The sequence below is a fragment of the Flavobacterium hydrophilum genome (genome assembly GCF_003202405.1).
GTDB lineage: Bacteria > Bacteroidota > Bacteroidia > Flavobacteriales > Flavobacteriaceae > Flavobacterium > Flavobacterium hydrophilum.
Genome location: NZ_QJHL01000001.1, coordinates 699,264 through 722,468 on the forward strand (window position 1 = coordinate 699,264; position 23,205 = coordinate 722,468).

Below are 23,205 nucleotides of genomic sequence, written 5' to 3' on the forward strand. Positions count from 1 at the left end.
TATTTTTTAATTAAAAAGTGACGTTAACACCACTTATAAATGTTCTTGAAGTTGGATAAGCTCCGTAATCGATTCCTGGCAATAAATTGCTTTGGCTGTATGAGCTTATCTCAGGATCAAAACCGCTGTATTTGGTCCAGGTAACTAAATTTTGTGCAGATACATAAAATTTGATGGCTTTGGTTTTGATTTTTGAAGCGATATTTTTTGGTAAAGTATATCCTAGTGTAACTGTTTTTAAACGGATGAATGAACCATCTTCAATGTAACGGTCAGAAACTACGGTTGCAGGAGAGTTCGCTGCCCTTGGAATTTCTTCGCTTGGGTTTGTTGTAGTCCAGTGATCTCTTAAAGCTCCTGCTGCGTTGTTTCCTAAAGTCGGAATCTCTAACTGTTGGTTGATTGCGTTGTAGATTTTACCTCCAAAAGCACCCTGAAAAAAGAAATTTAAATCCCAGTCTCTGTAAACCAGCGTGTTGTTTAAACTCGCAACAAATTTTGGCTGTGCACTTCCTAAGTTTACTTTATCGTAAGCCGCAGTAATTTTTCCGTCAGGCACACCATTTGGACCGCTGATATCTTTGTATCTTCTGTCTCCCAGTTTTGTATTTGCAATACTGTTTAGGGTTGGCTGTGTATTGATTTCATTCTGATTCTGGAAAATCCCATCTGTTTTGTACCCCCAGAATGTTCCTAATGGCTGACCTACTTTTACAATCACAGGCTGTTGTAAATTCAATACACCGCTTGGTGCTGTCGGAAAAAACTGTTGTATGCCATTTCCAATTTTTAATACTTTGTTTTTATTAAGGGAGTAGTTAAAATTGGTGTTCCAGCTAAAACTATCTGTTTTAATGTTTTCGGTAATCAGACCAATTTCAAATCCTTTGTTTTCAACTGCTCCAATATTTTGTAAAACCGATGTTTGACCAGTAATCAAGGGAATAGGCACATTTACCAGTAAGTCGCTTGTTTTTTTGTAATAAGCATCAAGAACAAGATTGATTTTTTTGTTTAAAAAATCAAAGTCAAGACCCACATTGTATTGTGTCGTTTTTTCCCATTTCAAATCTTCGTTTGATAAGCGGGTAGGGGCAAAACCAGTTTGAACAGTTCCCCCAAATGCATAATTTACAGATCCTAAAGCAGCTAATGAAAGATAATCTCCAATTTCCTGATTTCCTGTTGTTCCCGCGCTCAGTCTCAATTTAATGTTATCTATACCCTTTATGTTTTTAGCAAAATTTTCTTCGGTAATATTCCATGAGAATCCAGCCGAAGGGAAGAATCCCCATTTGTATTCAGAACCAAATCTTGAAGATCCGTCTGCACGGGCAGAAACAGAGAAATTATAACGGCTTAACAAAGAATAATTAACTCTTCCTAACCAGGATTCTAAAACACTTTCGTAAGCATCGCTGGTTGGTTTTATAGGTATTCCGTCTTGTAAAGCGTTATGTTCAATCAAATCATTCACAAAATTTGTAGCACCCGATGTTGCTACTTCTCCTTGAGAATATTGAATTGTATATCCGACCAAAGCAGATAATTGATGTTTATCTTCTCCAAAGGAAGTATTGTAATTTAAGGTGTTTTCATTTAAAACAGAACCCACTAATTTATTCCCAACAGAAGCATACCCTTTTGTTTCAACTCCATTTGTCGTGTTTGATGGGGCATAATAGTTTTGTTTGGTACTAATTACATCTGCATTTACAGTTGATTTAAATGCGAGGTTTTTAACTATTTTATATTCACCCCATAAACTACTAAGCGTTCTGTTGATTTTGGTTTCATTGGTAATGTTTTCTAAATCGTTAATCGGATTTGTAATGTAACCATTGATAGAAGCAACATACGGATTGGTTTTAACATTAAATGAGCCGTCTGCATTTCTGATAGGTACAACCGGTGCAATTAAAAGTGCACTTGCCAGTGTATTAGGAGCAGTTAAGGCAACACTTCCGCTGTTCGAACCCATGCCGTTGTATAAAGAATTCGTAAGAGTAGAGGTTACTCCAAATCGAAATAAATCACTTACATCTTTTTCATAATTTATTCTTAGTGATAATCTTCTAAAATCAGATCCAATGATAATCCCTTCTTGTTTAAAATAGTTGGTCGATACCGAATATCTTGAAGTTTCATCTCCGCCTGAAAAACTCAATTGGTGATTCTGGATTGGAGCTGCTTTTCTAAATGCTGCGTCCTGCCAGTCATAGTTACCGGTTGTCTTAAAATCTTCAATTTGCTGAGGGGTGAAAGTAGGAGTTTGTCCAAGACCAGTCTGAATGTCATTACGCAAAGTAGCCCATTCACTTGCATTTAAAATATCCAGCTTTTTCGTGACATCCTGAAATCCAAAATAGCCTTGGTATGTTATATTATTCTGGCCTTTTTTACCTTTTTTGGTTGTAATTAAAATCACACCATTTGCACCACGTGAACCATAAATTGCAGTAGCAGAAGCATCTTTTAAAACTTCAATGGATTCAATGTCAGATGGGTTAAGAGTAGCTAAAACATTGAGACTGGCTCCTGCAAATGATAGGCCGGTAGAGCTGTTATTGTTGTCATTATAAACTAAAATACCGTCAATAACATATAAAGGTTCGTTACCTCCGGTGATAGAGTTTCCTCCACGAATTCTGATACTTGATGAAGCTCCAGGCTGTCCTGAACTTTGCGTTACCACAACTCCGGCAACAGCACCACGAAGTAAATTATCAGCTGATGAGGTTACCTGATTTAAACTTGCTTTTGGAATAGAAGAAACAGATCCGGTTATGTTTTTTTTGTTTTGAGTACCGTATCCTACAACTACTAATTCTTTAAGTTGCTGGACATCTTCTTCTAATTCAATTTTTATTGGGCTGCCATCAGCTACAACTTGTAATCTCTTGTAACCTATAATACTAACTATTAATGTGTACGGAAATTTTTGTCCCGTTTCAAAAAAGAATTTTCCGTCAATATCGGTTGTTACACCGTGCGTAGTCCCTTTAATCTGAACGTTAACTCCCGGTAATGGCTGTTGTGTTATTTTGTCTAAGACAGTTCCGTTGAGCGTGGAATTTATTATAAATTGGGTATTTTGTGCCTGAAATTTCAGAGATATTAATAAAATTGTCACCCATAAAATGAGATTTATATTTTTTTTCATTTCTTTGTATTGGTTTAAGTAATTAACAAGGAGCCCTGAAAGTTGATTTTTCAACTCTCTATTTTCCTTTATTTAGCGATAAATTTTCTTTAAGCCTCGCCATTTCTGTTGCCGCAGAAATGGCTTTTTTGTTTATTTACAGCAGCAGTTGCGCATATTTTTCATTTCGATGTTTTTTAGTTTTTAATTGGACTTGTTTGATTAATAGGTATTGTTTGAATATTCTTTTTGATACAATTGATTGTGCCAAACAGAATTTGCAATGATTAATAAGAATGTTTTTTTGGATTTTGAAAGGCTCCTTTTTTAATTTGGATATTAAAATCAGAATCAAAATTTGGGATTGCTTTTTAGAATTAACAACAGAAGCACATACAACAACAAGACGTGTTATAAGTATTTTTTTTAGAAAGAATGGAATACGATATGCTTTCGGTTGTTTTCAAAATATAGTTTTTTATGGTTTTAAATATTTATTTAAACTCTACTAATCCTATAGACAAAGTTAATTTTAATATAATAAAAACCAAAAATTTGCTGTGTTTTTTTTGAATAAAAAGAAATAAGTAAGTCTTTATATTACTTTTTATATTGATAAGTTGCTTATTATGAGTAATTTAATTATTATGATTTACTTCCGATAAATGTTAAAAATATTTTTTAAACAATGATGAAATGTAGTATTTTATACTTAATTATATAATTTTTGAATCTCAATTAAGAGTCGAAAATTATGTAATTTAATCAGTTTTAACCATAGTCCAGGAAATTTTATAGCAAAACCATATGCGAATTTAAGCAGTGATTTTAAATAAATTAGAGTAATTTTATAGTTTGAAAAATAAATTAAATTTTTTTAACCACACTAGTAATAAATACTTATATTTGTAATAAGTATTTGTACTTAGTTTTATGTTTTAATAAAGATGATACAAGTTAATGAAGCTTTAACATTCGTAGCCGAAAACAGTTCGAAAATGCCATCGCAAAAAATAGCAGTTGGCAAAGCGCTCGGATATATATTGGCAGAAACGGTTTATTCGCCAATTGCAATGCCGCCATTTCGTCAGTCAGCAATGGATGGTTATGCTTTCATTCATAGTGAGAGACACCAATACGATGTTGTCAGCGTTTCTCAGGCGGGAGATCATTCTAATGTAAAACTGAAAGAAAACGAAGCAATCCGAATTTTTACCGGAGCTTTTGTTCCTGATGATGCGGATACTGTTGTGATGCAGGAGCACGTAATGGCAAATGAAAATTCGATTTTGATTGCTAGAATGCCTGAAAAATTGGCAAATGTTCGTGCAAAAGGAGAACAGATTAATAAAAATGAAGTTGTTTTTGAAGTCAATACTTTAATTACACCGGCTGCAATTGGTTTTCTGGCCTGTTTGGGAATTACAGAAATTATGGTCTACAAAAAGCCTAAAGTGGCTATTTTGGTTACCGGAAACGAATTGGTAAAGCCGGGAAAAAAATTACCAAAAGGAAAAATTTACGAAAGTAATTCGGTAATGCTACAGGCAGCGCTTCAAACAATTGGGATAAAGAAAACAAAGGTTTTTAAAGTAAAAGATAATCTTAAAGCGACTAAAAAAGCTTTAAAAGACATACTGGAAAAATATGATATAGTTTTAATTTCCGGTGGAATTTCAGTTGGGGATTATGATTTTGTAAAAGAAGCATTACTTAAAAACGGAGTCAAAGAACTTTTTTATAAAATCAATCAGAAGCCAGGTAAACCGATGTTTTTTGGTTTTAAAAATGAAACTTTAGTTTTTGCTTTACCCGGAAATCCGGCTTCGTCGCTGACTAATTTTTATGTGTATGTGTATCCGGCAATCCGAAACCGAATGGGATTTTCAGATATTCATTTACCGAAAGTAATCCGAAAATTAAATACGGATATTAAAAATACTTCCGGAAAAACATTGTTTTTAAAAGCGTTATATGATGAAACCCATGTAACGGTTTTAGACGGCCAGAGTTCGGCAATGCTCAATACTTTTGCAACAGCAAATAGCTTATTGATTGTTCCGAATGATGTAGAAATAATTGAAAAAGAACAATTTGTGACCTTGTTGCCGATTGATTAGAATAAAGAATAAAGAATAAAGAATAAAGAATAAAGAATAAAGAATAAAGAATAAAGAATAAAGAATAAAGAATAAAGAATAAAGAATAAAGAATAAAGAATAAAGAATAAAGAATAAAGAATTTCAGCTTTAATATGCAGTGTGTAAAATTAAACATACAGCATAACCTGAAACAAAGAAAACCTGAAACCTGAAACAAAATTATGCAGTTACTTACTTCCGAAAATATAATCTTATTCAGCTTCGCATTAATCGTGATTGCGTTTTTGTACTCAAGTGTAGGGCATGGCGGAGCATCAGGTTATTTGGCTTTAATGACGATTTTTGCTTTTCCGGTGGCGATTATGAAACCTTCGGCTTTATTGCTGAATTTGTTTGTTTCAAGTATTTCGTTTTTGTTTTATTACAGAATGAATTATTTCAAACCAAAACTCTTTTATCCGTTTGCGATAGCTTCTGTTCCGGCAGCTTTTATTGGCGGTTTTATTACGCTGGACAATACAATTTATAAAGTTATTTTAGGAATTGTTCTGGTATTTGCGGCTTTAAGACTGTTCGGAATATTCAATTTTAAGGAAAAAGAAGCTGTACAGATAAAATTGCCTTTTGCTTTAGCGATTGGATTCGTAATTGGTCTGTTATCTGGAATGCTGGGCATTGGCGGTGGCATTATCTTAAGTCCGATTTTATTGTTTCTGGGATGGGCTTCAGTAAAAGAATCAGCGGCTATTTCGAGTCTGTTCATATTTGTCAATTCATTTGCCGGAATGTTAGGATTTCTTTTGGGAGGAAAAATTATTCCGATAGAGAGTTTTTATCTGGTTCCGATTGCAGTGATAGGCGGAATGTTAGGCGGATTTTACGGAAGTGGTTATTTTTCGAACAAAACCTTAAAAATTGTATTAGGGACAGTGATTTTGATGGCAAGTATAAAATTGATTTTTCCGTAAATAGAAGAATTAAACACTCAGAAACAATGGTTTTCTATTTTTAGAAAAGGAAAGATTGGCAAAACATGAAACTTTAAACCTGAAACCTCAAACAAAATAAATTAAAGATGAAAACATTAACAGCATTTATTCTTTGCGGAGGAAAAAGCTCCCGAATGAAGTCTGAGAAAGGATTGGTTCTGTTTCAGGGAAAACCATTTATTGAACATATTATTCAGGCTGTTTTGCCTATTACAGGAAACATTGAGTTCATAACGAATACAAAAGAATACGATTATCTCCCGTATCAAAAAACGGCTGATATTGTTAAAGATAAAGGGCCTTTGGGAGGAATTTATACCGCACTGGAGAATTCTGAAACTGAGTTTAACCTGATCCTGAGTTGTGACATTCCGTTGATTTCTTCAGAATTGTTGACTGAATTGATATCAAAACACAATCAGGAAGCCCAGATCACCATATTTGCGACAGAAAGCAGGATACATCCGTTAATCGGAATCTATTCGAAAAAATTGCTTCCGATTATAAAAGAAGCGATTGATGAAAATGAACTGAAAATGATGGATTTTCTATCAAAAGTGCCTCATCAGATTATAAAAATAGAAGAAAGTGAAAACTTTCCTTTAACCAATATTAATTCGGTTGACGAATTAAACGACCTGAATATCAATTTAAGTTAATAGATTATGCAAAACTCAAGAACACCAAAGTTAACAGTAGTAGGCGCAGGCCCGGGAGATGTTGAATTGATTACGCTGAAAGCAATTAAAGCGTTAGAAAATGCCGATGTAGTTTTGTATGATGCTTTGGTTAACGAAGAATTATTGCAATATGCGACTAAGGCAGAGATTGTTTTTGTGGGGAAACGCTTAGGATGCCATGCTTACACACAGGATCAAATTAACGAGTTGATTGTTTCGATGGCCAACCGTTACGGACATGTGGTTCGTTTGAAAGGTGGGGATCCGTTTATTTTTGGACGCGGAAGCGAAGAAATCGAATATTCAGAAAAATTTGGTTTGGAAACGGCTGTTGTTCCCGGAATTTCATCAGCTTTAGGCGTTCCTGCTTCAGTGGGAATAAGCCTTACGCAGCGAAAAGTAGCAGAGAGTTTCTGGGTAATTACAGGTACAACTTCCAGTCATGAATTGTCTAAAGATGTACATTTGGCTTCCAAATCGGCTGCGACGGTTGTTATTTTAATGGGAATGCATAAATTAAACGAAATCGTTGGTATTTATAAAACCAATCGTACCGATGATTTACCGATTGCCATTATACAAAACGGAACTAAAAATTCAGAACAAAAAGTAGTGGGTAACATCAGTTCAATTACTAAATTAGTTGCCGAAAAAAACATTTCATCACCAGCGATTATTGTAATTGGAGAAGTGGTAAAAAATACTTCAAAACTGACCTCGTATTTTCAGGAACATTTTGAAGACGAATTTATATTTCAGAATTTAAATCTATAATAATGATTGAAGTTAAGTATTTCGGAGCTATCGCCGAAAAAACGCAATGCTCATTCGAAAATGTGGTTTCTTCGAATATTTCCCTGCAGAATTTATTGAAGGATTTAGAAGCAAAATACAAATTCGAATCAATTTCTTTCAGCGTTGCCGTCAATCAGAAAATAGTTTCCAAAACAACAGATTATACTTTGAAAACAAGCGATATTGTTGCTTTATTGCCTCCTTTTGCCGGAGGATAATTTACAATTTATGAATGCATCTTCCCGTTATAACCGACAAATAATTCTTCCTGAAATTGGAGAAACAGGCCAGTACAAATTATTAAAATCCAAAGTTTTAATTATTGGTGCAGGAGGCCTGGGTGCTGTGATATTGCCTTACCTGGCAGCTGCCGGAGTTGGTGAAATCGGAATTGTGGATGATGATGTTGTGGAACTTTCAAATTTGCAGCGTCAGGTAATTTACAAAAGTTCATCTGTCGGGAAATATAAAGTTGAGGAAGCTAAAGCCATGATAGCAGCATTAAATCCCGATGTTAAAGTAAACGCTATTGCTAAAAAACTTTCTGGTAAAAATGCCATTAGTTTATTCGAAAAATATGATATTGTTGTGGATGCAACAGATAATCTTCAAATAAAATACCTGATAAATGATGCCTGCCTGATTACGGATAAACCAATGGTTTACGGATCAATTTTCAGGTTTCAGGGACAGGTTTCGGTTTTTAATTATCAAAATGGACCGACTTACAGATGCTTATATCCTGATGAAAACAGTTCGTCTGTAAATTGTACGGATGCGGGAGTTATCGGAATCTCGGTTGGAATCATTGGAATGCTGCAGGCCAATGAAGTCATAAAAATGATTCTGGAAACAGGAGAAATTTTAAGTGGAAAAATATTGGTTTATAATGTTCTGAATAACGAACAGCAGAAATATGATTTTGAAAAAAGTGATTCTTTTGTAATTGACAGAAGCACTTTTGAAGAAAAATATTCTCAAAAAGAAAACCGTGTCGAAGAGATTTCAGCTGAAGCAGTTTTAGATCAAATAGATAATGAAGCAGTCTTGTTTTTAGATGTTCGTAATGAAGATGAGCTTCCAAAAATAACATTCAGGAACAGTCTTCAGATTCCGTTAATAAATCTGGAAAATGAAATTGAAAAACTAGATTCAAATCAAACGATTTATGTTTTCTGCCAATCCGCCATCAGAAGTAAAATAGCTGTTGAATTGCTTCAGAAAATGAATTTTAAAAATCTAAAAAGTGTTGAAGGCGGTGCTTTGGCATTGAAACCATTATTAGAAGAAAAAGTTATAGTTAGAGATTGATTCTTTTATCTCTCGCAGATTTTACAGATTAAGCAGATTCAACTTGGATAAATTTGAAAGAGCACGAATAAAATCTCCTAAATCTGCAAAATCTGCGAGAGAGATGATAAAAAAACAAAGAAAATGAGTAAAAATGTATTTGTAGAAGGACCAATTTCTCCTGAATTTATTGCGGAGTCGATTGCCAAACATCAATCCAAACATACGATTGGGGCACATAATATTTTTCTGGGACAGGTTCGTGCCGATGTGATTCATGATAATACGGTTGTGGCCATTGATTATTCGGCTTATACCGATATGGCAAACGAAGCCTTGCATACAATTCGTGAAAAAGCTTTTGCTAAATTCGACTTGACCTGTATGCATATTTATCACAGTTTAGGAGTTGTAAAAGCTGGTGAAATATGCTTGTTTGTATTTGTATCGGCAACACGCAGAAAGCAAGTTTACGCGGCCACAGAAGCCATCGTCAACTGGATTAAAACCGATGTACCAATTTTTGGCAAAGAAATATTTGAAAACGATACTTTCACATGGAAACAGAATACCTAACAAAAATTATCAATGGTAGATATTACGCATAAAATAAGCACATTAAGAGTCGCAACAGCTACAGCAATTGTCAAAGTCAGCAAACAGGAAACAATTGATGCAGTTGTTAACAATCTGGTTCCAAAAGGGAATGTACTCGAAATGGCAAAAACGGCCGGATTATTTGCGGTAAAAAACACACATTTATCGATTCCGGATTGCCATCCGCTGCCAATTGAATTTACTTCGGTTGAATATAACATTGAAGGTTTAGATATTCAGATTATCTTTAAAGTAAAAACCGTTTATAAAACAGGAGTAGAGGTAGAGGCGATGCACGGAGCTTCAATTGTGGCGCTTACGATGTACGATATGCTGAAACCAATTGATAAAGAAATCGAAATCTCAACCATCAAATTAATCAACAAAGAAGGCGGAAAATCGTCTTTCAAAAATAAATTTCCGTACACTATAAAAGCAGCAGTTTTTGTTTGTTCCGACTCTATTTTTGCAGGTGATAAAGAAGACCGATCCGGAAAAATCATTGTAGAAAAGTTAGAATCTTACGGAGTTGAAACGTCTCATTACGAAGTTATTCCGGATGAGTTAGAAATTATTCAGGAAAAAACGAAGGCTTTCGCCAAAGAGAATCATCTGGTTATTTTTACCGGAGGAACAGGATTGTCTCCAAGGGATGTAACACCCGAAGCTTTATCGCCATTATTGGAAAGCAGAATTCCGGGAATCGAAGAAGCCATTCGCGATTACGGGCAGCAACGTATGCCATATGCGATGTTATCCAGAACAGTTGCAGGAACATTAGGAAAAAGTCTGGTTTTGGCCTTGCCGGGATCAACAAATGGAGCAAGAGAATCTATGGATGCTGTTTTTCCGCATGTGATGCACGTTTTTCATATTTTAAAAGGAAAAAATCATGATACCCTCTAAAACCATTTTAACGGATGATTTTGGGCGAAAACACAATTATTTGCGTATTTCGTTGCTGGAGAAATGCAATTTGCGTTGTACGTATTGCATGCCTGCTGACGGGATTGCGCTGTCTCCAAAAGCAAGCTTAATGACTTCCGAAGAGATTTTTGCAATTGCCCAGACTTTCGTAGAAAATGGTGTGGATAAAATCAGACTGACGGGGGGAGAACCTTTGTTGAGAAAGGATTTTGCTGAGATTGTTTCGAAATTATCAACTTTAGAAGTTTCACTTTCAATCACGACCAACGGTATTTTAATCGACCGTCATATTGACGTTTTGAAACAGGCCGAAATCAAAAAAATCAACCTGAGTTTAGATACGCTGATTGCATCAAAATTTCATTCGATAACACTTCGAAATCAGTTTGAGAAAGTGATTGATAATCTGCATTTATTGCTGAATCATGATTTTCAGGTAAAAGTAAATGTGGTTTTGATGAAAGGTTTTAATGATAATGAAATTATTGATTTCGTCAATTTAACCGAGTCACTGCCAATTGCTGTCCGTTTTATTGAGTTTATGCCTTTCGCGGGAAATGAGTGGGACAGGAGCAAAATGGTTTCGCAAAAGGAAATTTTATCACAAGTAGAGGAAAATTTTTCTCTGGATGAAATTCAAAAACTGGAAGACGAGAAAAACTTCACGGCCAGAACCTACAAAATCAAAGGTTTTCAGGGCGATTTCGGAATCATAAGCTCAATTACAAATCCGTTTTGTGATGGCTGCAACAGAATCCGCCTGACGGCAAACGGAAAAATCAAAAATTGCCTTTTCTCTAATTCCGAAACCGATTTACTGACTGCTTTTAGAAATGGCGAATCGATTACCGAATTGATTTCGGCTTCTGTCAAAAGCAAGAAAAAAGTCAGATCAGGTATGGTTACAATTTCTGAAATGGATGATCCAAATCTGCATTTCGATAATCGGAGTATGATTGCGATTGGGGGGTAAATCAATATTTTTGTTAACCCATTATAAGGAATTTTGTCATTTCGACCGGAGGGAGAAATCACACTCGGGATTCAACAAAGATTGGAACCACACTTTATGGAGTTTCTAGTGTGATTTCTCCCTCCGGTCGAAATGACAAGCATGACAATAAAAAAAAGGTTCAACTTTACTCAAGTCAAACCTTTCTTCATATTATTTTTTCTTTTTAGCTTTTGCCTTCTTTTTAGACTTCGCTTTCTTTTTTGCTATTTTTTTAGCTTTCGCTTTTTCCTTAGCTTTTTTGGCTTTTTCCTTTTTCTTGGCAGCCGCTTTTAGTTTTGCTTTTTTAGCTTTTTCTTTCTTTTTGTCTTTTTTAGCGTCCTCTTTTTTCTTTGCTAATTTCTTTTTTGCTTTGTCTTTTTCTTTGTCTTTCACTTTTTTCTTCTTTTTATCTGATTTATCTTTTGAAGGTTCTGCGGCAGCAGTTTCATTGGTAGTTTGTTCTGTTGATTCAGCAACAGCAGTTTCTGCAACCGTTTCTTCTGGTTTTACAGTAGGTGATACTATATTTTTTGCAGGAGTTTTTTTTATTGCTGCTGGTTTAGCAGGTGCTGTAGGTTTTACAGGAGTTTTTACTGCTGCCGGTTTTGCTGTACCCGCTACAGCAGGTTTAGCAGGAGTTGCTTTAGTCGGAGCTCTGCGGACAGGTTTTTTTATTTCCGGTGTATTTTCGTTTTCTGTTGCAAGCTGAATATTTTCTGTTTTTGGAGAATCAATTTTCTCAGGATTTGTTTCTTCGGTCTTGTTTTCCATAGTTATAAATGCATTTATGTGAGAATTATCTTTTAAATGTAACTAAATTGTTAATTTACAGTTAAGTAAAGATAATTATAAAACAAGCTTTCCAATGTTAAGTTTTTAGTGAAAAAAAAGTGATAAGGCGTTGAAAAAGAATCGCTTGAGTTTTTACCTAAAAATAAAAAGCAAAATTTCTTAACAATTCTACATGAAAAATGAGGTAAATTACTTTATAAAGAATACTTCTGAGATTTTCTGAATACCTTAAAAGTAATGATTGCCGTAGCCCAGATGGGAACGGCATCCTTTTATGGCAGGGTTTGCCATAAAAGATATAGTGTACAGCTGGAATAAGCTCCTGATATTTATACCGAAAACTATTCTAATTCTTTAGGACCTTCATTGTCATCTTCGATAAAATCGAGTTCTAAAGCTCTCACGGTCTGAACCGCATTTCCTGCAATACCGCGAATTGACCCGTACATTCCTAAGGTATTATGCACTACTTTTTCGATTTGTTTTTCGCGCTGTTTCCAGATTCTTTGCATGGCTCTTTTTTCAGCATCCAGATCGCCCTGCATTTGGGTGAAGCCTTCGACAATTCCTTCAATCTGTAAACGAAATTCATTGCTGGTTAAAAAATCATACAACATAGACATTTTATCGCCTTTGTTTTCCTGCGCCTGAACTGCCTGGCTAACCTGAATCAAAGATTGACGAAGCACGGCACTTAAACCTTTAAATTCTTCGTAGGTACAAATCCAGATGCCGTCTCGCATGCCCATTCTTTCCATTCCGGCAGGCATTACTTCTGTAACCAAAACGCCGATGTTGGCTCTTTTTGTTCGGATATCATTTTTGAATTTCTCAATCCATGCCGGCTGAAACGATTTGGTTCGTTTGCTTTCGTAGTAAATCGATCCGCAATTTTGCAGTTCCCGGGTATTTACAATTTGAAGACAATCGGCTCCGTTTGCGCCTTTTTTAACTTCATCGATGCTATCTAAAGGAAAATTATTAGCAAGCCATTCCTCAATTGCTAATTCCATTACTTCGCCCTGTAATTGCATAGAGCCTTGTTCCTGTTTGCGTTTCATTTCTTCAATCAGCTTTTTTTGGTCGTCTGATTGTTTTTGGTATTCTTTTATTTTTAGTTCATTTTTTTCTTCTTCCTGCTTACGGATTTTATCTCTTTCCAGGACCAAAGTGGCGTTAAGCTGTTTTTGAGCTTCGGCTTCGATTGCGTCCTTCATTTCCAGTTTTTCACGCTGTAATTTGGCAATTTCGCCCTGCATTTTATTCAGTTCACGAATTTTATCCGACTTTTCAGAAAGTTCTTTTTCCATTAATAATAAACGGTCTTTGTTTTCTTCTTCCAGTTTGGTTTTTAGCTTTTCACCAATTTCTTTTTCAGCAGCCTTTTTTTCACGTTCCAATCGTTCAGCAAATAATTCGTTTTCCTGCTTTTTCTTGGCTTCAAATTCGGCCTTGGCTTTTTCGAATTGTTCGTTTTTTAGCTCTAATTCACGGTTTTGAATAGTAGCTTTTTGCTGAAATTCTTTACGGATGCTATCTTCTAACTGATGTTTTAAAACATCATTTACATCGATAGGTGTTCCGCAGTTTGGGCACTGAATTGAAGATTGTTCAGCCATTTTGTATTTGATTTTATTGAGTAGAATTATAATTTGCTAAGGTATTTAAAAGTTCTCTTTTTATGATGCGGATTACTGTACTAAATTGTAACGAATTTTTTGTATGGATATGAATTTTTATGCACAGATTAAGATGGGTTTATGGATTTTGTTTCGAAGGAATCTCGCAAAGTCGCGAAGGCGTAAAGTTTTATTAATTAATAGCTCTGTTTGTTCATTTCGAGCGAAGAGAGAAATCACACTAGAAGCTCGACAACAGTACGTTGCTCTCCCTCAGTGATTTGCTTTCGCCTGTTCGCTATCGCTCCGGTCTCCTTCGTCGAAATGACAAAAAATGAGAAAGACTTTGAACTATCTTTTATTCAACAAAAAAGCAACAGCTAATTGCGTGATTTCAGAATGATCTTCTTTCGAAGTAATTAATGAAACATCCGTAAATAAATTAACTTTTTTGAGTTCAACAAAGCCCAGGTCTGAATCTTGATTATTTTTAGCAATGTTAGAAGGTACAATTGAAATTCCTAAACCGTTTTTTACTAATTGTACTATCGAATTAATATTGTTAGACTCGTGAACGACTTTTGGCGTAAAGCCATAAAAAGCGCACAATTCTAATAAAACTTCGTGATAGTGAGGTGCATAATCTTTATTGAAGAAAACAAAAGTTTCATTTTCAAGGTTTGGAATATCTTTTTCTGAACCAATGTTGATGAAATTTTTATTGAAAACAACCGAAAATCCGTCCTTAAACCATAACTGTGATTTTATTTTGGGAGATTTTACAGGTGAACGGATAATGCCTAAATCAATTTTTCCTTTCTCTAAAGCTTCAATTTGCTTGGTTGTGGAGATTTCGAATAATTTGAAATTCACATAGGGAAACTGCTCTTTTAAATGTTGAATCAATTCTGAAATCACAGAGGAATAAATGGAACTGATGTAAGCGATTCTGAATTCTCCCGAAACATTCTCTGCAATCTTTTTTGTTTTTACCGAAATGCGTTCCAAATGCTGAAACAGGTCTTTGACTTCTTTTTCAAAATATTTGCCCGCTTCGGTAAGTTCTACTTTTTTATTATTTCTAATGAAAAGCTTTGCCTGAAGTTCATCCTCCAGTTCCATAATCTGACGGCTCAACGGAGGCTGAGATATGTATAGTTTTTCTGCTGCTTTGGTAAAGTTCAGTTCTTCGGCAACAGCCAGGAAATATTTTAAGTGACGCAATTCCATGATACTTTTAAAGTATTGTTAGTTGATAAAAATAGTATTTTTAAAGTATATGACAATGAAGTAGTTTTGAAAAAGCAAAATATTTCTCTCGCAGATTGTGCAGATATAGCAGATTATTAATTTTAGATAAATCATCTTAATCATAATAATATCCCAATCAATAATAGCAAAAGATTCGCTCAATCTGCCAAGACCTGCGAGAGATTAAAAAACAAAAACTATGAAAAAATCAACTATTGAAGAAATCAAAGAACGATTTGACAATGATGTCGAGCGATTTTCAAATTTAGATACAGGACAAGTGGCAACAATCGACGCCACAATTTCATTAGAATTAATTACGGAAGCAGCAAAGAGAATTGTTCCGAATGCTGCAACTGTTTTGGATATTGGCTCTGGTGCAGGGAATTATACTTTGAAAATGTTGTCGAAATTGCCTAATTTAAATTGCATTTTGGTTGATTTGAGTTTGCCAATGTTGAATAAAGCTTTTGAAAGAGTTTCGGCTGAAACAAATGGTGGAGTAGAAGTAAGACAAGGTGATATTCGGGAAGTCAATTTACCTGAAAACCATTTTGATATTATTTTAGCAGGAGCGGTTTTACATCACTTGAGAGATGATCAGGATTGGGAAACTACTTTTACAAAATTGTTTAAATTATTGAAACCAGGAGGCTGTTTGATGATTTCAGATTTAATTACACAGGATACAGAAATATTAAATGAATACACATGGAAAATCTACGGGGATTATTTAGAAGGAATTGGCGGGGCGGAATACCGACAAAAAGTGTTGGATTATATTGAAATTGAAGATTCTCCGAGATCTATGAATTATCAATTGGATTTGATGAAAAAAGTGGGTTTCAATAAAGTAGAAATTTTACATAAGAATATGTGTTTCGGGGCTTTTGGAGGGATAAAGTGATTTTTTTAGCCACAAATTTCACAAATTTTCACAATTTTTTTGTTAGCGAATTTGAATTGCCGTTGGTTTTAACCAACGGATTAGTTTGAATTTTAAAAGGCTTTAGCCAAATCTAATGTGATTTGGCTAAAGCCTTTTCTTACATTTCTTTGTTCGGCAATTCATTAAAGATTATAGAATCTGTACAGTTTTATAAACCTGAACAGGAGCAGCTAATAAAGTTTCACTTTTTGAAATAAAATCGATTAAATAAGGCTGATTGTTGTGTATATCAAGTCCGATTTGATCTTTCCATTCTTCCCAGATGATGAAAACAGTATCATTTGTGTGAAGGTCGTAACGAATGCATGCAGCTTCTTTTCTGGTTTCGGTAACCAGATGCGTGATCATATTCTGAACTTCAATTAAGTTTTCGTGTTTGCTTTTTATAATCGCAGTAATCGAAATCATGATTGTAAATTTTTAAAAGTTTGCTCTAAATGATTGGTGTAATCTTGTTTAAAGATAACAATATTTTCCGGTGTTGCGCCTTTTTCAACATCATGAAAATGAAATCCGTTTATTTTTTCCATTCAGGTAAATTTGTTCATTTTATGAAAGCCGAACATTACACCATCGTCTACAGAAGTTTCGTCGAAGAATTCGCCAGGAAGTGTAAAAGCGGTTGCAGGCGCGTTCCAGCTTGTGGTAAGCATGTATTTTCGTCCGTGCAAAAGTCCGCCTGTTCCGTAGTTGATGTCGGGATTTACGCGACTTCTTCCGTCACTTTTGTAGATTCCTTTGTTATGACCTTCTGTGAAAACGTCGTCGATGTATTTTTTGAAAAGGTTTGGTAACTGAAACCACCAAACCGGTGTGTGGTAAATGATTAAATCTGCCCAGACGAATTTTTCTACTTCTTCCTGAAGATTGATTTCGTCTTCAATATGAGTTGTTTTGATTTCGTAATTGTTATTTTTGGAAAGGAATTCAACTGTCCAGTCCTGAACGGTTTGATTGAACTTTCCTCCTGAATGGGCAAATTTCTGCCCGCCGTTGATTATAAATATTTTTTTCATTTTATTGCCTGCTTCTTATAAAATGTTTTGTGTGAGGGGCAGGAGCGGCATCCTTTTGCTTTTTTCTTTAAAAAGCAAAAGATACAGCAGATGACCCGACCCGCTTTTTCTGCGGGTCACACCCAAATTATTTTTATGTTTAAATGTTATTTGACTTTTGAAATCGCCAGATTGATGAATTCTAATTCGGAAGAGGAAAGGTCAAAATCCATTGTTTTTGCGTTTGATATTGCCTGCTCTGCATTTCTTGCTCCGGCCAAAACGATGGAGATTCCTTTTTGTAATGTGGTCCAGCGTAAAACCAATTGCGAAATCGAAATGTGTTTAGAATGCGCAAGAGAACTCAATTCTTCGATTAAGGTTTTTACTTGCTGAAGATCGAATTTTCCGAAATAACCGTTTCTGTGATCGTTTTCTTTTAATTTACTGTCTAAGAAATATTTTCCGGTCAGTAAACCTCTTTCCATTGGGCTGTAAGCAATGATTCCGATGTTTTCTGCAAGTGTAAACGGAATTAGTTCTTCTTCAATTTTACGGTTTAGCATACTGTACGCAACCTGATTTGAAGTGATCTGAACTTTTTTTTGAGCTTCCTGAATTTGGGCAACGTTGTAATTACTTACCCCAAATGCTCTGATTTTCCCCTGCTGAATTAGAGTTTCAACAGCTTCCATGGTTTCAGAAATTGGTGTTGTAACGTCTGGCCAGTGAATTTGCAGTAAATCAATATAATCGGTTTGAAGGCGTTTTAGGCTTTCTTCGATTTCTTTAATTACGTTTTGTTTGGATGAATATTTGTAAATCGGCACTTTTTTACCATTGTCATCAGCGTCGAAGAAGTAATCTCCTTTTCCGTTGTTGCTTCCGTCCCAAACCAAACCGAATTTAGTCAATAACTGTACTTTTGAACGATCCTGGCTTTTAATAGCTTCGCCAATCATTTCTTCGCTCAAACCAAATCCGTAAAAAGGAGCGGTGTCGATTGTGGTAACACCATGATCGATTGAAGCGTGAATGGAGTTGATTGAATCTTTCTTATCTGTTCCTGCCCACATGGTTCCGCCAATCGCAAAAGCGCCATAAGTAATGGTTGATAATTCAAGTTCTGAGTTGCCTAATTTTCTATATTCCATGATTGTGATTTTTTGTTTTAAATTGACAAGGCAAAATTATACTGTTTTTAGGATTCTTATTTGGTATAATTTTGTCTTTTTTAGGTATATTTGCACCTTCAAATCATTTAGACATGAAAAAAGAAAACTTATACGAGCCTTTTACGGTTTCCTTTGAGACGTTCAAGGAATATCCTGATGTTGGATACCGTCATAATTTTTTTGAGCTGGTTTATATTTTGGAAGGTACAGGTTCGCAGTGTATCAACAAAAATATATTTAGGTATGATCCGGGACATTTGTTTTTATTGACGCCTGAGGACTGTCATAATTTTACGATTGAAACCGAAACGAAATTTTTCTTTTTGAGATTTAATGATATTTATTTGAAAAATTCGAGTCTGCAGAATGAAAGTATTCAGCGATTGGAATATATTCTTCAAAATGCAAACCATCAGCCGGGCTGTATTTTAAAAAATGATCCTGATAAATGTCTGGTAAAAGTGATGATTGAAGCCATTTGCAGAGAAAAGAAAGATAAGGATATTTACAATCAGGAACTGATACAGCAATTGGTCAATACGCTGATTATTATTGTGGCCAGAAATATTGCAAAATATCTTCCGGAGCAGGTTAATATTGATACTGAGGCGAAAGCGATGGATATTCTGCAATATATTCAGAACAATATTTACTATCCTGAAAAAATCAAAGCAGAATCAATCAGCGATTATTTCGGGATTTCGAATACGTATTTAGGACGTTATTTTAAAAAGCATGCAAGTGAAACGATGCAGCAATACATCAGTAATTATAAAACGAAACTGATTGAACATCGGCTTCAGTTCAGCGATAAACGTATTAATGAAATTGCTTATGAATTTGGTTTTACGGATGAAAGCCATTTTAATAAGTTCTTTAGGAAGCAGAAAGGATATAGTCCTTCTGAGTTTAGAAAGACAATTCGGTTGAGTGCTTAAACACGGATTGCACTAATTATCACTAATTTTTTTGAAAAAGAATTAGAAAGATTTTCTTTTGCTGCTTATTATTTGCTCTCGCAGATTTTACTGATTTAAAGAGATAAAAAAATCTGCCCGATCTGCAAAATCTGCGAGAGAAAAAATTTAACTCTCTTTTCTAATAATAAAATCAAAATGTTCCGTTTTGCCTGCTTTTAAATTATTGATTTCGTTTTCAATCAATTCTTCTAATGAATCGGCGACAATGTTTCGTTCCCAGGATTCATTTTGAAGTTCTATTATTTGTCCAAATTTTCCTTTTGAAGCCGGATCTGTGTCGAAGAGTAAATAATCGCCGTTTCTTCCTGTGGCAAAAGGAATCCATTTTGGATTGGCGTAGTTGTCAGTCTGGATTTTATCGAAATCTATTTCTTCTTGTTCCGGGAGATCGTCTTCATCAAATTGTAACTCTTGTATAGATTCCCATTCTTGTTTAATATCCTGAAATGGAATAAGATCGTAACTGAAATTATTTACGCCAAACTGAAAAGCAGAAGTTACAGGGGCATAATCTACGTTTTGAACTTTATAGAAGTTTAATAGAGCAGGAGGAATGGTTATATCGTCTTCAAGAATTGTATGTTTTTTTATGTCTTCTTCGGTAATTCCGTCTGTAAGATTGTAGTAATCATTGTCTGTTGAAATAATTTTGTTGATTTCTGAAATCCATTCCTTCCATAGAGATTCGAATATTCTGAATTCTTCATCAACGGACAACTGTGTTTTGGGTAGTTTTACTTTTTCTTCGTATGATGAAATATCCAGAGCTGTTATTTTACCATTTTCTTTGTCAAACCAAACACTGATTCCGTTAAGAATGAAAGCGCCGCTTCTGTCACCTTTAAAAAGTTTTACGGGTTTATTTTTACCGGATTTGTATAATTCGAATAACTCCTGACCATCAAAAATAAATTCTCCGGTAAAGATGCTTTTTGCACAATAATCATATTCCCTAAGCTCAAGTTCAACGGCAAGACTTTCTGCTTTATTTCCTTCTTTAGAAAAAGCGATAATTCCCAGATTGTCCCAGGTATAAGTGTGATTGTATTTTTTTTTGTTGTATCGGTAATCTCCTAAAGCTTGTTGTAAAATTGTAATGTCAATTGGAAATTCAAGAGTTATATTATTAATCTGAAAGCCTGTTTTGGATAATTCAATTTTGGTCATTTTGCTCTTTTAGAAGTTGCTATGTGAAAAAACGGAAATCTAGATAATCTTTTTTATTACTCTAAGGTTATGCGTATGTTTTTTTAATTCGGGATTGTAAATTCCTAAGTGGTCTAAGCGGTCAATGCGAACTTTTCCACTTGCGTGAATGATGTAGTTGTTTTCCATTATGATTCCGACGTGAATGATATTTCCTTCTTCATTATCAAAAAAGGCTAAATCGCCCGGTTCACTTTCTTCAATAAAGCTTAAAGGTTCTCCATCACGGGCCTGCTGAGAGGCATCACGATGAATTTTATAACCGTTTAATTTGTAAACCATTTGTGTAAAACCTGAACAATCAATGCCAAAAGGAGTTTTTCCGCCCCAAAGATACGGAGCATTCAAATACATAAAAGCTGTATTTATTATGGCATTTTTAGGTTTTATCCCACTTGTTTTTGTCCCTTCAAAGTCAAAATTTGCAGTGTTGATTTCACTGTTGTTTAAAAATGATAATGAAGCTCCAAGCGGAATTGGGAGCAATAAATTATCAGGTGCCGTGATGTAATCAATTAAATCTGCGTTTAAGATAATAGCTTCTTTGCTTAACTGATCAAATTGCTCTTTTGAAATTACCTGATACTGCTTAGAGTCGACCCAACCTTCGTAATCATCAAACTGAATCCTGATTCTTGCCCATTGATTTTTGCGTTCTAAAATTTCGATATGTTCACCAAACAAAAGTTGTGTAACGATTTCACTTCTGTCGCTGGCTTCAGCTCGAACGGGTACTATAGCTAAATTGCAGATTCCGAACATTTATGGTAATTTATAAGTTTAAAATTAGGAGTTATTTTAATGTAATAACTCCTAATGTGATTTTATTTAAGCTCTTTCGATAACAATAGCTGATGCTCCGCCGCCGCCATTGCAGATTGCAGCAGCTCCGGTTTTAGCATTGTTTTGTTCTAAAACATTTAGCAATGTAACGATGATACGTGCTCCAGAAGCTCCAAGAGGATGTCCTAAAGAAACCGCCCCTCCGTTTACATTTACTTTGTCATTATCGAGATTTAAGATTTTTGCATTGGCTAAGCCAACAACAGAAAATGCTTCGTTGAATTCGAAATAATCTACATCTGAAATTGAAATTCCGGCTTTGTCTAATGCTTTAGGTAATGCTTTTGCAGGACTTGTAGTAAACCATTTCGGTTCCTGCGCCGCATCAGCATATCCTTTTATGTAGGCTAAAGGTTTTAAACCTAATGCATTTGCTTTTTCTTCAGACATTAAAATTAAAGCAGCAGCTCCGTCATTGATTGTGGATGCATTTGCAGCAGTTACCGTTCCGTCTTTGGTGAAAACGGCACTTAGTGAAGGTATTTTATCTAATTTTACATTAGTGTATTCTTCGTCTTTTGAAAATATAATCGGTTCACCGCGTCTTTGCGGTACTTCAACTGGAATTACTTCATTATCAAATTTTCCGGCATCCCATGCTTTTGCACTTCTTTCATAAGACTGAATAGCAAAAGCGTCCTGTTCTTCACGGCTGATGCTGTATTCAGTGGCACATAAATCAGCACAAACTCCCATTGCGTTGTTATCGTAAGCATCTGTCAAACCATCTTTCTGCATTCCGTCGAGCATAGTTGCAGGACCAAATTTATTTCCGGCACGCATTTGTACGTAATGTGGAATCAAACTCATGCTTTCCATTCCGCCCGCTACTACAATTTCAGCATCTCCAAGAGCAATTGCCTGGGCAGCAAACATAACGGCTTTCATTCCGGAGGCACACACTTTGTTTACAGTTGTAGCAGCAACTTCTTCAGATAAACCGGCAAATAATGCTGCCTGACGAGCCGGAGCCTGTCCAACACCGGCCTGAATTACATTACCCATGAAAACTTCATCGACCAATTTTGGGTCAAGATTAATTTTTTGGAGAGCACCTTTTATGGCAGCAGCTCCTAATTTTGGTGCGGGTACGGTAGATAAACCTCCCATGAAACTTCCGATAGGTGTTCTAACGGCAGAAACGATAACAACTCTTTTGTTCATGTTCTGTTTAATATTAGTTAGTAAAGCAAATTTACGGTTTATTTGAATAAATTCAAATTTTGTGTGGAATAGGGCAAATTTTAAATTTAGATGAATTTTTTGTTAATTCTATTTGTTTGATTGTGAAGTGTTTTAAAAAAAAGATTGAAAAAAGATTGAAAAAAGCGTAAAAATAGTTGTGAGATATCGAATGTTGTCTTACATTTGCAACCGCAAAACGGGAAGCAATTCCTTGAGCATGGAGAGGTGCCAGAGCGGTAATGGAGCAGATTGCTAATCTGTCGACGGGTAACCGTCGCCAGGGTTCGAGTCCCTGTCTCTCCGCTTAAATTTTGCCTCGGGGTGTAGCGTAGCCCGGTTATCGCGCCTGCTTTGGGAGCAGGAGGCCGCAGGTTCGAATCCTGCCACCCCGACAGAAACTTTACCATAAGTTTTAAAAAAATGGTTCCATAGCTCAGCTGGATAGAGCAACGCACTTCTAATGCGTAGGTCGAAGGTTCGAATCCTTCTGGGATCACATCAAAAGCCACTCAAATCGAGTGGCTTTTTTGTTTTAGCATTTTTTTTACTACAGAAAAAAAGGATCAACACGAAAACCTGTGGAGAATGAAAATTTACGCATAAATATTAGTTAACCTAAACCGGATCATCCCAATACTCTTTTAAAAACGTTGTTGGTCGAAATAGTATGAAACAGAATATTGATTTATCTTAA

Annotated in this window: 20 protein-coding genes, 3 tRNA genes and 1 pseudogene; 14 read left to right on the forward strand and 10 right to left on the reverse strand. The window is 35.3% G+C overall.

The window, feature by feature from the left end:
• Positions 1–10: 10 nt before the first annotated feature.
• A complete protein-coding gene (locus DMB68_RS02935) occupies positions 11–3,163 on the reverse strand; it encodes a SusC/RagA family TonB-linked outer membrane protein (protein ID WP_110345169.1) in 3,153 nt (1,050 codons plus the stop codon).
• A 926-nt stretch (positions 3,164–4,089) separates the two neighbouring features.
• On the opposite strand from DMB68_RS02935, the gene DMB68_RS02945 reads away from it, so the two are divergent.
• The 9 genes from DMB68_RS02945 (at position 4,090) to moaA (ending at position 11,495) form a co-directional block, all read left to right on the forward strand.
• Positions 4,090–5,262, forward strand: a complete 1,173-nt coding sequence (locus tag DMB68_RS02945; protein WP_110345171.1) for a molybdopterin molybdotransferase MoeA — start codon at positions 4,090–4,092, stop codon at positions 5,260–5,262.
• A 203-nt stretch (positions 5,263–5,465) separates the two neighbouring features.
• Complete coding sequence (locus DMB68_RS02955) at positions 5,466–6,212, forward strand: sulfite exporter TauE/SafE family protein (protein WP_110345173.1); 747 nt, start codon at positions 5,466–5,468, stop codon at positions 6,210–6,212.
• A gap of 107 nt (positions 6,213–6,319) precedes the next feature.
• Positions 6,320–6,892, forward strand: coding sequence for a molybdenum cofactor guanylyltransferase (locus tag DMB68_RS02960; RefSeq protein WP_110345174.1), 573 nt, complete (start codon positions 6,320–6,322; stop codon positions 6,890–6,892).
• A 6-nt stretch (positions 6,893–6,898) separates the two neighbouring features.
• Positions 6,899–7,687, forward strand: a complete 789-nt coding sequence (cobA, locus tag DMB68_RS02965; protein WP_110345175.1) for a uroporphyrinogen-III C-methyltransferase — start codon at positions 6,899–6,901, stop codon at positions 7,685–7,687.
• Positions 7,688–7,689: 2 nt separating this feature from the next.
• Positions 7,690–7,926 (forward strand): MoaD/ThiS family protein, encoded by a 237-nt coding sequence (locus DMB68_RS02970; RefSeq protein ID WP_110345176.1) that lies wholly within the window; start codon positions 7,690–7,692, stop codon positions 7,924–7,926.
• A gap of 10 nt (positions 7,927–7,936) precedes the next feature.
• Positions 7,937–9,019, forward strand: coding sequence for a HesA/MoeB/ThiF family protein (gene moeB / locus DMB68_RS02975; RefSeq protein ID WP_110345177.1), 1,083 nt, complete (start codon positions 7,937–7,939; stop codon positions 9,017–9,019).
• Positions 9,020–9,142: 123 nt separating this feature from the next.
• Positions 9,143–9,574: a molybdenum cofactor biosynthesis protein MoaE gene (locus DMB68_RS02980; RefSeq protein WP_110345178.1), complete on the forward strand. Its 432-nt coding sequence runs from the start codon at positions 9,143–9,145 to the stop codon at positions 9,572–9,574.
• A 12-nt stretch (positions 9,575–9,586) separates the two neighbouring features.
• Entirely contained in the window at positions 9,587–10,501 is a 915-nt protein-coding gene (moaCB, locus tag DMB68_RS02985) for a bifunctional molybdenum cofactor biosynthesis protein MoaC/MoaB (RefSeq protein WP_110345179.1), read from the forward strand.
• Positions 10,488–11,495 carry a GTP 3',8-cyclase MoaA gene (gene moaA / locus DMB68_RS02990; protein WP_110345180.1) on the forward strand — a complete coding sequence of 336 codons (1,008 nt, stop codon included), beginning with the start codon at positions 10,488–10,490 and terminating at the stop codon, positions 11,493–11,495. Before moaCB ends, moaA begins: the two co-directional genes overlap by 14 nt.
• 192 nt (positions 11,496–11,687) lie before the next feature.
• Here moaA and DMB68_RS02995 read toward each other — a convergent pair whose 3' ends face one another.
• The 3 genes from DMB68_RS02995 to DMB68_RS03005 all read right to left on the reverse strand — a co-directional run bounded on the left by DMB68_RS02995 (position 11,688) and on the right by DMB68_RS03005 (position 15,157).
• A complete protein-coding gene (locus DMB68_RS02995) occupies positions 11,688–12,287 on the reverse strand; it encodes a hypothetical protein (protein WP_110345181.1) in 600 nt (199 codons plus the stop codon).
• Between the two features lie 362 nt (positions 12,288–12,649).
• The gene (locus DMB68_RS03000; RefSeq protein ID WP_110345182.1) at positions 12,650–13,927 is read right to left on the reverse strand and encodes a DUF2130 domain-containing protein; all 1,278 of its coding nucleotides are present in this window, start codon (positions 13,925–13,927) and stop codon (positions 12,650–12,652) included.
• Between the two features lie 351 nt (positions 13,928–14,278).
• Positions 14,279–15,157 (reverse strand): LysR family transcriptional regulator, encoded by an 879-nt coding sequence (locus DMB68_RS03005; protein ID WP_110345183.1) that lies wholly within the window; start codon positions 15,155–15,157, stop codon positions 14,279–14,281.
• Positions 15,158–15,377: 220 nt separating this feature from the next.
• On the opposite strand from DMB68_RS03005, the gene DMB68_RS03010 reads away from it, so the two are divergent.
• A complete protein-coding gene (locus tag DMB68_RS03010) occupies positions 15,378–16,085 on the forward strand; it encodes a class I SAM-dependent methyltransferase (RefSeq protein WP_110345184.1) in 708 nt (235 codons plus the stop codon).
• Between the two features lie 171 nt (positions 16,086–16,256).
• Here the strand turns inward: DMB68_RS03010 and DMB68_RS03015 are convergent, their stop codons facing one another.
• From DMB68_RS03015 to DMB68_RS03025, 3 genes and pseudogenes are all read right to left on the reverse strand, one after another.
• Positions 16,257–16,535: a putative quinol monooxygenase gene (locus tag DMB68_RS03015; RefSeq protein WP_110345185.1), complete on the reverse strand. Its 279-nt coding sequence runs from the start codon at positions 16,533–16,535 to the stop codon at positions 16,257–16,259.
• A pseudogene (locus DMB68_RS03020) lies at positions 16,532–17,143 on the reverse strand (NAD(P)H-dependent oxidoreductase). Before DMB68_RS03020 ends, DMB68_RS03015 begins: the two are co-directional and overlap by 4 nt.
• 146 nt (positions 17,144–17,289) lie before the next feature.
• Positions 17,290–18,276, reverse strand: a complete 987-nt coding sequence (locus DMB68_RS03025) for an aldo/keto reductase (protein ID WP_110345186.1) — start codon at positions 18,274–18,276, stop codon at positions 17,290–17,292.
• A gap of 113 nt (positions 18,277–18,389) precedes the next feature.
• Between DMB68_RS03025 and DMB68_RS03030 the strand changes: the two genes are divergently transcribed.
• Entirely contained in the window at positions 18,390–19,235 is an 846-nt protein-coding gene (locus DMB68_RS03030) for an AraC family transcriptional regulator (RefSeq protein WP_110345187.1), read from the forward strand.
• Positions 19,236–19,382: 147 nt separating this feature from the next.
• Here the strand turns inward: DMB68_RS03030 and DMB68_RS03035 are convergent, their stop codons facing one another.
• The 3 genes from DMB68_RS03035 to DMB68_RS03045 form a co-directional block, all read right to left on the reverse strand.
• Complete coding sequence (locus tag DMB68_RS03035; protein WP_110345188.1) at positions 19,383–20,444, reverse strand: SMI1/KNR4 family protein; 1,062 nt, start codon at positions 20,442–20,444, stop codon at positions 19,383–19,385.
• A 39-nt stretch (positions 20,445–20,483) separates the two neighbouring features.
• Positions 20,484–21,245: a C40 family peptidase gene (locus tag DMB68_RS03040; RefSeq protein WP_110345189.1), complete on the reverse strand. Its 762-nt coding sequence runs from the start codon at positions 21,243–21,245 to the stop codon at positions 20,484–20,486.
• 66 nt (positions 21,246–21,311) lie between these two features.
• Positions 21,312–22,490: an acetyl-CoA C-acyltransferase gene (locus tag DMB68_RS03045; RefSeq protein ID WP_110345190.1), complete on the reverse strand. Its 1,179-nt coding sequence runs from the start codon at positions 22,488–22,490 to the stop codon at positions 21,312–21,314.
• A 240-nt stretch (positions 22,491–22,730) separates the two neighbouring features.
• Here DMB68_RS03045 and DMB68_RS03050 point away from each other — a divergent pair.
• The 3 genes from DMB68_RS03050 to DMB68_RS03060 all read left to right on the forward strand — a co-directional run bounded on the left by DMB68_RS03050 (position 22,731) and on the right by DMB68_RS03060 (position 23,007).
• Positions 22,731–22,814, forward strand: a tRNA-Ser gene (locus DMB68_RS03050).
• 14 nt (positions 22,815–22,828) lie between these two features.
• A tRNA-Pro gene (locus DMB68_RS03055) sits at positions 22,829–22,903 on the forward strand.
• Between the two features lie 30 nt (positions 22,904–22,933).
• Positions 22,934–23,007, forward strand: a tRNA-Arg gene (locus DMB68_RS03060).
• Positions 23,008–23,205: the final 198 nt, after the last annotated feature.

Excerpts from the sequence above, each read along its gene's own strand:
- DMB68_RS02980 (WP_110345178.1), top strand. The coding sequence starts at position 9,143 with ATGAGTAAAAATGTATTTGTAGAAGGACCAATTTCTCCTGAATTTATT.
- DMB68_RS03015 (WP_110345185.1), bottom strand. The coding sequence starts at position 16,535 with ATGATTTCGATTACTGCGATTATAAAAAGCAAACACGAAAACTTAATT.
- DMB68_RS02960 (WP_110345174.1), top strand. The coding sequence starts at position 6,320 with ATGAAAACATTAACAGCATTTATTCTTTGCGGAGGAAAAAGCTCCCGA.
- DMB68_RS03045 (WP_110345190.1), bottom strand. The coding sequence starts at position 22,490 with ATGAACAAAAGAGTTGTTATCGTTTCTGCCGTTAGAACACCTATCGGA.
- DMB68_RS03010 (WP_110345184.1), top strand. The coding sequence starts at position 15,378 with ATGAAAAAATCAACTATTGAAGAAATCAAAGAACGATTTGACAATGAT.
- DMB68_RS02935 (WP_110345169.1), bottom strand. The coding sequence starts at position 3,163 with ATGAAAAAAAATATAAATCTCATTTTATGGGTGACAATTTTATTAATA.
- DMB68_RS03040 (WP_110345189.1), bottom strand. The coding sequence starts at position 21,245 with ATGTTCGGAATCTGCAATTTAGCTATAGTACCCGTTCGAGCTGAAGCC.
- DMB68_RS03025 (WP_110345186.1), bottom strand. The coding sequence starts at position 18,276 with ATGGAATATAGAAAATTAGGCAACTCAGAACTTGAATTATCAACCATT.
- DMB68_RS03035 (WP_110345188.1), bottom strand. The coding sequence starts at position 20,444 with ATGACCAAAATTGAATTATCCAAAACAGGCTTTCAGATTAATAATATA.
- DMB68_RS02945 (WP_110345171.1), top strand. The coding sequence starts at position 4,090 with ATGATACAAGTTAATGAAGCTTTAACATTCGTAGCCGAAAACAGTTCG.
- moaCB (WP_110345179.1), top strand. The coding sequence starts at position 9,587 with ATGGTAGATATTACGCATAAAATAAGCACATTAAGAGTCGCAACAGCT.
- cobA (WP_110345175.1), top strand. The coding sequence starts at position 6,899 with ATGCAAAACTCAAGAACACCAAAGTTAACAGTAGTAGGCGCAGGCCCG.
- moaA (WP_110345180.1), top strand. The coding sequence starts at position 10,488 with ATGATACCCTCTAAAACCATTTTAACGGATGATTTTGGGCGAAAACAC.
- DMB68_RS02955 (WP_110345173.1), top strand. The coding sequence starts at position 5,466 with ATGCAGTTACTTACTTCCGAAAATATAATCTTATTCAGCTTCGCATTA.
- DMB68_RS02995 (WP_110345181.1), bottom strand. The coding sequence starts at position 12,287 with ATGGAAAACAAGACCGAAGAAACAAATCCTGAGAAAATTGATTCTCCA.
- DMB68_RS02970 (WP_110345176.1), top strand. The coding sequence starts at position 7,690 with ATGATTGAAGTTAAGTATTTCGGAGCTATCGCCGAAAAAACGCAATGC.
- DMB68_RS03005 (WP_110345183.1), bottom strand. The coding sequence starts at position 15,157 with ATGGAATTGCGTCACTTAAAATATTTCCTGGCTGTTGCCGAAGAACTG.
- DMB68_RS03000 (WP_110345182.1), bottom strand. The coding sequence starts at position 13,927 with ATGGCTGAACAATCTTCAATTCAGTGCCCAAACTGCGGAACACCTATC.
- moeB (WP_110345177.1), top strand. The coding sequence starts at position 7,937 with ATGAATGCATCTTCCCGTTATAACCGACAAATAATTCTTCCTGAAATT.
- DMB68_RS03030 (WP_110345187.1), top strand. The coding sequence starts at position 18,390 with ATGAAAAAAGAAAACTTATACGAGCCTTTTACGGTTTCCTTTGAGACG.